General features: G+C 71.2%; 5 protein-coding genes and 1 pseudogene. 1 reads left to right on the top strand and 5 read right to left on the bottom strand.

The genetic code is table 11. The features are described 5' to 3' along the window. The 4 genes and pseudogenes from IEY89_RS30875 to IEY89_RS30860 form a co-directional block, all read right to left on the bottom strand. Positions 1-834: pseudogene (locus IEY89_RS30875) on the bottom strand (relaxase domain-containing protein); the annotation flags it as partial. 349 nt (positions 835-1,183) lie between these two features. After that, the gene (locus tag IEY89_RS30870; protein WP_189150810.1) at positions 1,184-1,630 is read right to left on the bottom strand and encodes a DUF6069 family protein; all 447 of its coding nucleotides are present in this window, start codon (positions 1,628-1,630) and stop codon (positions 1,184-1,186) included. Then, complete coding sequence (locus tag IEY89_RS30865; protein WP_189150809.1) at positions 1,623-1,931, bottom strand: hypothetical protein; 309 nt, start codon at positions 1,929-1,931, stop codon at positions 1,623-1,625. The genes IEY89_RS30870 and IEY89_RS30865 overlap by 8 nt, the downstream gene beginning before the upstream one ends. Positions 1,932-1,936: 5 nt before the next feature. Next, positions 1,937-2,935, bottom strand: coding sequence for an RNA polymerase subunit sigma-70 (locus tag IEY89_RS30860; protein ID WP_189150808.1), 999 nt, complete (start codon positions 2,933-2,935; stop codon positions 1,937-1,939). 856 nt (positions 2,936-3,791) lie between these two features. On the opposite strand from IEY89_RS30860, the gene lgoX reads away from it, so the two are divergent. After that, positions 3,792-5,741 (top strand): L-glutamate oxidase LgoX, encoded by a 1,950-nt coding sequence (gene lgoX / locus IEY89_RS30855; RefSeq protein ID WP_189150823.1) that lies wholly within the window; start codon positions 3,792-3,794, stop codon positions 5,739-5,741. A gap of 22 nt (positions 5,742-5,763) precedes the next feature. Here the strand turns inward: lgoX and IEY89_RS30850 are convergent, their stop codons facing one another. Continuing rightward, the gene (locus IEY89_RS30850; RefSeq protein WP_189150807.1) at positions 5,764-7,722 is read right to left on the bottom strand and encodes a CASTOR/POLLUX-related putative ion channel; all 1,959 of its coding nucleotides are present in this window, start codon (positions 7,720-7,722) and stop codon (positions 5,764-5,766) included. Between the last annotated feature and the right edge of the window lie 336 nt (positions 7,723-8,058).

Below are 8,058 nucleotides of genomic sequence, written 5' to 3'. Positions count from 1 at the left end.
GACGCGGCCGGCCTTCCGGTCCGTACGGGTCGGCCGCAGGCGGGACCTCGGGGCAGCGGGCGCGGCGACGGTGTGCGGCCGGGAGCGGGAGCCCAGGCGGTCCGCGCGGCGCACCGCGTGGACCCGGGTCCTCAGCGCACCGGCGGCGAGGCGGGCCCGCTCGTACGGCGGGGCGGTCCTGTTGCGGGTCAGCGGGCGCAGCACGGCCTGGTCCTCGGTGTCGCGCGGGTACAGGGCGCGCAGGTCGGCGGTCATCATCCGTTGTCCGGCGGGGCGGGTGTAGTCGTCGACGACCGCCTGCACGATCTGTTCGTCCAGGCCGGGTTGGTGAGGTCGGCCGCGCAGGACATAGGAGGGTTGCGGCGGGCTTCGGCGAGCAGGTGGTGGTGCTTGAACGCGCCGCGCATCACGTACACCACGGCGACGACGTCGACAGCCGCCAGGGCGACGTCGACCACCGGCCGGACCCGCGTCCACACCGCCGCGGCCGCCGCCCGGGCCCGCTCCGCGAGGCGGTCGATGACGTCGGCGCCGTAGGCCCGGATCGCTGAGTCGCACGGGCGCGATGCTTGCCACCGCCTTTCCAGCGGACCTCCGCGACCGAGTCCTCCCCCATGCCAGCGTCTTGTCCCGGGCGATGTCCTGGCACAGCCCCAGCACCAGACGGGTCTCGTCATCACCCAGCGCCCACGCGACGTGTGCCGTCGGCGGGGGCCGGAACACCAGGTCGAAGCCCAGCCAGGGGGTGCGCTCCTTGGCCTTGCCGGTCCTGGCCGACTGGTTGTGCTCGATGGGCCTGCCCAGCACGGTCGCCCGCCGCGCCCGCGCCAACGAGAAGACGTCCAGAAGCGCTGGTGCCCCGCCAGCTGCCACCAGCTCCGCCCCGCCGAGTGGAAGGAGGCGATGCCGCTATTGTCCAGCGACGACACCTGACGGCGCCGTGTGAATACTGCGCCACCACCACTGTCCTTTGACAGCGAAGATGGTCGCGTGCGGCCCGCTGACCTGCGGCGACTAGGTTGGATGTCAACGGAGAGGCCAATGAGCCTTTTCCAACCTCCCACGTCACATACTGCGCTCCCTGCCCCGCCGGCGGCGTGACAGCCTCCCGCAGGCGTGTAGGTGTCAGGGCCCGGCTACGAGCGCGTCCTGGCGCGGTTTAGGCGTGACGTCGACTCGAGAGTCAATCGGTCCGGGTGCGCAGGCTCCGCGCCAGGGTGGGGATCATCACCGTCGCAGGGACGAGGTGTAGGCCGAGGAGGGCTGTGGTGGCGGCGCTGTTTGCCCCGGAGAGGAGGGGCGGGACCAACGAGATCGCAGTCAGCGACACTGCCGTCCACACGAATCGCTCGGCGGGGCGAGCGCTCCAACGACGAAGAGCAACGGCAATGACGATGCCCACTACCGAGAAGAATCCGGTCACCACGGCGAACCCGGACAACGGGATCGTCTCGCCGCCATCGGGGACCGCGAAGTCGACGCCAACGGCCTGGGCAAGCGCAGCGGCGAGGGTGGTGGCCACCATCGCCGCGAGCGTGGCAATGAAGCCGGTGCCGGCGAGCCCGCGGAGGCGGTGGGGATGGCCGGTCCGGCCTGATGCCGGGCCTGCGACGGCCCCGGTGTCATTCATACTGTTCACGTCGTTCCTTCATCCTTCGGTAGCTGGCGTACGGGTGTGTTGGCTGGCCTGTGACGGTCCTGGCCCTGGGGGTGACGATGCGCACCCTCGCCGTGCGACGGCCGGGGTTGCGCAGGGCGCGGACGCCGGTGCCGCGGAGCCAGAACCCGGCGCCGCGTCCGAGGACCGGCCCCAGCTCGCCGTCGCGCAGCTCCAGCTGCACCCGCCCGCAGGTGACGACGCCGAACGCGTCGTACCACTGCGCCGCGACCACCGCGACACGCGCGCCACCGCGCAGTGCGAGCGTCCGCACCGGGACTACTCCGTGCCGTCCGCCGGCAGGCGCTCCGGCAGCCCGAGCCGCGGGAACTGGTCGTCGTGGAACGTGACGATCTCGGTGATCGCCCCGCCGGTGATCCGCAGGACGTCGATCGTCAGCGGCAGGTAGGCGCCCTCCGGCTTCCGCCAGAGGTAGAAGGCGACGGCGGGCTGCCGGTTCACGGAGGTGAGGACGGCGCGCAGGCCCTTCATGCCCTGGAAGCCGTCCTCGATCCAGTCGTTGACCACCGCGTCGCGGCCGACGTTCAGGCCCGGTGTGGGCGGCATCGAGCACCGGACGTCGTCCCGCAGCATGGCCGCGATCTTGTCCACGTCGGTCGCGACGCTGGCTTCGGTGAAGCGGCGCACCAGCTCGCGCGTCCCGGCGTCCTGTTCGCCGCCGGTCCAGTCCTGCCGCTCGGCGGGCAGGTGCTCCCGCATGCCGGCGCGGGCCCGCTGCAGCGCGCTGTTCACGGAGTTGACGGAGTCGCCGAGGAGCTCCGCGACGCCCTTCGCCGGCCAGCCGAGCACGTCTCGCAGGATCAGCACGGCCCGCGGGCGCGGCGCGAGGTGCTGGACGGCGACCAGGTAGGCCAGCTCGATCGTCTCCCGCGCGACGGCGAGGGTCTCCGGCTCGTCCGCGTCGCTCGCGGGCAGCTCGTCGAGCAGCCGGTCCGGGTAGGGCTGCAGCCACAGCACCTCGCCGCCGGTCGCAGGCTCCGGGCGGCACTTGGCGAGCAGGTCCAGGCAGGCGTTGGTGGCGATCCGGTACAGCCAGGCCCGGAACGTCGACCGCCCCTCGAAGGTCTCCCGCCGCCGCCAGGCACGGAGGAACGTCTCCTGCACGGTGTCCTCGGCGTCCTCGAACGACCCGAGCATCCGGTAGCAGTGCACGTGCAGCTCCCGCCGGTGCCGCTCCGCCAGCCCCGAGAACGCCGGCTCGTCGACCTCGCCCAGCCCACTCACGCCCAGCTCCTCCAGCCGCGTGTCCGCACTCATCACGTCATCCTTCCGCCTCGTCGTGTCCCGTCGTAGGTGTGACGGATGCGGACGCGAAAACTCATCACCAGGGTCGGTCGGCCTGACTGATCCAGTGACGGATCCGGGGGCGGAGCACGACGCGCGGTACGACGAGGAGGGCGCGACTCCGCCGGAGTGGCGCGGGCGCGCGATCGCCTGGCATGTGCCCTCGCCTGGTTTACGACGACGCAGCGGACATGGCCGCACGGGCACGGCACGAGGTCCACCGAAAGCGACTTCGGCATGCACATGCTGGTGAACCCACGGCAAGGACCACTCGGACGAGCGAATCTGCCTTGCCAAAGCTGCTGTCGCAGACACCGCCCGCGCCCACGAACCGATGCTCGATGAGGTCGGCGACCTCGTCCCGGTTCGGTCGTAGAACTTCGCCGTCACCTCGCCCGCTGCCATTTCGGGCACCCGGTGATGCCGCCGCCCAAGAAAATCGAGACAGCATCGCCGTCGTAGCGCGCCGGGGCCTCTACGTAGCGCAGCGTCCGGGGCGGAGGCAGCGGGAAGGCGGCGACGGGGATCGCGTCCAGCAGCGGAGCAGAACGGGCCGGGAGCGTACTGGCGGGCGTTGGTGACCAGCTCGCTGACCACCAGCTGGGTGAGGTCCCTGGGCCCCGCCGGACGGGAGCCTGGGGCACATGGCCAGGAGGAACACCGGCGTGCAGCCAGTGCGGCGCTCGGCTGCTCGGAACGAAGATCGCCCGTACGAAACTCAGTTCGTCAGCACGGGACGGCGCGCGACGCACGTCCGGGTGGTACTTGCCCGCGCGGGTGCATTCTGGCCGTTCGGGCCCGCTCGGGCGGCAAGAGTTGGGTCATGATCATGGATCCTGATGCCAACTCCGAAACCCCTGAAGCTCCTGGTACCCCCGGCGGGCACACACCGGCGCCCTCCCGTCGTACCGTCATCGCCGGCGCGGCCGCCGTCGCCGGAGCCGGCGGGCTGACAGTCGCTGCCATCTCCGCCGGGACCGCGCAGGCCGCCCCCGCCACCGCGGTCGCCGACTGGGGCGCCTGCCTGACGATCGCCCGGGCCATCCTCGTACGGGACGACGAGGACCAGCCGCTCGTACCGCGCTACGCCGACATCCTCCTGAACAACGGTCTGCCCCGCTCGCGCCGCCCCGGCAAGAAGGTGCTGATCGTCGGCGCCGGGCCGGCCGGTCTCACCGCCGCACACCTCCTGCGCGAGGCCGGTCACCAGGTCACCGTCATCGAGGCCAACGCCAACCGGGTGGGCGGCCGGATCAAGACCTTCCGCACCGGCGGCCACGAGAACGCCACCCAGCCCTTCGCCGACCCGAAGCAGTACGCCGAGGCCGGCGCGATGCGCATCCCCGACAGCCACCCCCTGGTCACCGGACTGATGGACAGCCTCGGCCTCAAGCGCCGTCGCTTCCACCTGGTCGACGTGGACGGGGCCGGCCGCCCCGCCTACCGGACGTGGATCTACGTCAACGGCATCCGCGTCCGCCGCGCCGACTACGCACGCGCCCCGCAGACGCTCAATCGTTCCTTCGGAGTGCCGCAGGCGTACGAGTCCGTCCCCGCCTCGCAGATCGTTCGCGACGCCTTCGCCCCCGTACGCAAGGAGATCGAGGGCAAGAAGGACAAGGAACTCGTCGAGGGCTGGGCACGCGTCATCCAGCGCTACGGCCACATGTCGATGTACCGCTTCCTGACGGAGGAGGCCAGGCTCGACGAGCGGACCATCGACCTGATCGGAACCGTCGAGAACCTCACCTCCCGCCTGCACCTCGCCTTCGTACACAGCTTCATCGGCGCCTCCCTGATCAGCCCCGACACCGCCTTCTACGAACTGCCCGACGGCACCGCCACCCTGGCCGACGCGATGTACTCCCGGGTGAAGGACCTGGTACGGCTCGACCGCCGTGCCACCCGCATCACCCACGGCGAGGGCAGGGTCAGCGTCGAGACCGTCTCCGAGGGCCGCGGCGGCAGCCCCGTGCGGCGCGAGACCTTCACCGCCGACACCGCCATCATCACCGTCCCCTTCTCCGGGCTGCGCCACATCCCCGTCGCTCCGGCGCTCTCCTACGGCAAGCGGCGCGCGGTCACCGAGCTGCACTACGACGCCGCCACCAAGGTGCTGCTCGAATTCAGCCGCCGCTGGTGGGAGTTCGACGAGGCCGACTGGAAGCGTGAGCTCGAGGCCGTGCAGCCCGGCCTGTACCGGAAGTACCAGACCGGGCAGAGCCCGGCGAACGGAACCCTGCTGGGCGCCCACTCCTCCGTCCCCGAGGGCCATATCTCCGCAGGCCAGCGCTCCCACTACGCCGCCTGCCGCGTGGTCACCCGCGACCAGCCCGAGGCGGCCGGCGTCATCGGCGGCGGCTCGGCCACTGACAACCCCAACCGCTTCATGTTCCAGCCCTCCTACCCCGTCGAAGGCAGCCCGGGCGGCGTCGTCCTCGCCTCCTACAGCTGGTCGGACGACGCTCTGAAGTGGGACTCCCTGGATGACGAGGAGCGCTACCCGCGGGCCCTCGCCGGTGTCCAGGAGGTGTTCGGACAGCGCATCGAGGTGTTCTACACCGGTGTCGGCCGCACCCAGTCCTGGATGCGCGACCCCTACGCCTACGGCGAGGCGTCCGTACTGCTGCCCGGCCAGCACACCGAGCTCTTCCCCCACGTCCGCAAGGCCGAGGGCAACCTGCACTTCGCCGGCTGCCACACCTCCATCAAGCCCGCCTGGATCGAGGGAGCCCTGGAATCCGCCGTGCGGACCGCCCTGGAAGTGCACACGGCATAGCAGCCGCCCAGACGGCGCACCGTCAGCTCTCGGCGAGCACGATCAGCCAGTCCCCCTCCAAGAACCGGACCCGCTGCCGCTTGTCGGGGTTGATCCGCACCCCGTAGTCGGGGCCCGTGGCGCTCCGCGCGCGCAGCCGGTAGCCGACCGCGCATTCCCGGCGACGGCGCGCCGACTCGACGGCGGTGGCGAACGAGACCTCGGAGCCGGCCCGGACGTAGTCCGCGGCCGGCTTGAGGTGGAACTCGTGGCCCTCCGCCGTGAACAACTCCTCGAAGACCCCGGCGAGATACGGGCTCTGTGAGATCTGGGTCATCAGCAGACTGATCAGCCTGCCGCTCACGATGAAGTCGGCGCCGTCCCGAGCGGGCGCGAGAAGCCGGTTGCCGTCGTCGGACATCTCGGTGGTGAGCGCGAGTTCCCGCTGCGCGGCGTCCCCGACGGCCCGCAGATGCAGCAGGGTGACCAGTGTCCTGTCGTCCGCCCGCGCCTCCGGATCCGGGACCGGAGCGAGGGAGACGACGAGCGTGTCCGAGGCCGAGCCGCAGGCCGGGGCCCCGAGCTCCGTCTCACCGATCACGATCACGCTGTCGTACGAGGGCACGTCCAGCTTGGCCAGGGTGCGCGGGTCGGTGATGTCCCCGTCGCGGAAGGACACTTCGAGGTGGGACCGCTCGGCCGTGACGGCTCGGGCGCCGCGCGTGGCCGCGTAATCGCCGAGCGACACGACGTCCAGGGTGGTTCCCGGGCTCACGTACTGGTCGAGCTGCTCGATGACGAGCGGGGCGCGGCGGTTCCAGCCGAGCAGGAGGAGGCGTTCGGCCTGGGCGGTCCTGGGACCGGCCGTCACGATCGCGTCCTCCTCGACATGGGAGGCCACGTCCGCCCGCACGGCCGTGTCGTCGTCCTGGGAGATGACGATGATCCGGTCGCCCGGGCCGATCGCCGCCCCCGAATCCGGATTGAGGGTGACACTCCCGTCGGTGTGCAGCAGGCCGACCGCCGAGGACGTGGCGAACGCCAGCAGCGCCTCGCCGAACGTACGCCCCACCAAGCCCCCGGCGGCGACCGGGTAGAACTCGTCGCCCTCGAAATCCAGCAACTCCGAGTAGACGAGCGAGAGGCCGGGCTGCCGGGCCGTCGAGACGAGGAGCCGGGCGACGATATCGTCGACGCACAGCACGTGTCCCGTGGGCCCGGCGGCCAGCCTGGCGGTCATGTGATTGCGGGAGTCACGGACGGCGGCGACCACCACCGTCTCCCCTTCACCGAACCCGGGGACGGCCGCGTCGAGGGCCAGCAGCGTCTTCACCACCTGGGCGTCACCGATGTCCCCCGTGGGAGGCAGCACCAGCACCGCCTTCGCGGTGCCCGGGCTCACCCGGCACAGCTCGGTGGGGTCGGTGGTGCTCCCGTTGCGGCAGATGATCCGCGTCCTGCCACCGTCGCTGACGCGGGTGGCGATCTCGTCCTCCATCCACACCTTGTCCTGCGGGGCCAGCACGGCGACGGCGGAGCGGCGCTGGTTCGCGTTGGCCGCCACCAGCTCCCCGAGCACGGGAAACACCTGGTCCGACCACCCCAGGACGACGGTGTGCCGGGTCTCCAGCACGGTGGAGTGGCCCAGGCGCAGCGACATGATGCGCTGGTTGATGCCCGTGGTGATCAGACTGACCAGGGTCGACACGAACAGCAGCGCCACCAGCGCGAGCGATACGGAAGCCAGCACGTAGAGCGGGGAACCGACCGCACCCCCGATCTTCAGCGTCTGGCCGACGCTGACCCACACGGCGGTGAGCCGCCCGGAGAGCGTTGCCGGAGCAGCCCGGTCGGACCAGACAAGGACCATGCTCGCCGGAACAACGACGGCGAGGCAGGCCAGCGCGAGCCAGCCGATCAGCGCGGTCGTTCCCCCCGAGACCAGATGATCGAAGCGGTACCGGAGACGGAGCCGGAGAGACGTCGTGTGCTGCTGCGCCACACAAACTCCCGTACATGAGTCGACACGCCGATCGGAACGGCTGCCCGCCACCCCAGAAAACACCCTAGGCAGACCTCCGCTCCCGCCGGCCTTGAACCCGACCGACCTCACTCAGAGGTATGAACGCACCATGGAAGCCAGGCCGGGCGGGGTATCGAGCGCGACGTCGGTGATCGGGTGCAGCGCCGTGCGGAGGAAGGACCGCGTGCCGGGTTCGAGGGCATCCGGGAGGTCCCGCCGTCCTCGGGGGCGGGCGAGCAGGCGACGCTGGAGTCCTGGACCAGGCGCGCGAGTTCGCCGTCGGTGCATACCGATCCGACCTCGCCCCACGACCGT

The organism is Streptomyces lacrimifluminis, from assembly GCF_014646095.1.
Classification (GTDB): domain Bacteria; phylum Actinomycetota; class Actinomycetes; order Streptomycetales; family Streptomycetaceae; genus Streptomyces; species Streptomyces lacrimifluminis.
This window is presented reverse-complemented; position numbering and strand designations above follow the sequence as displayed.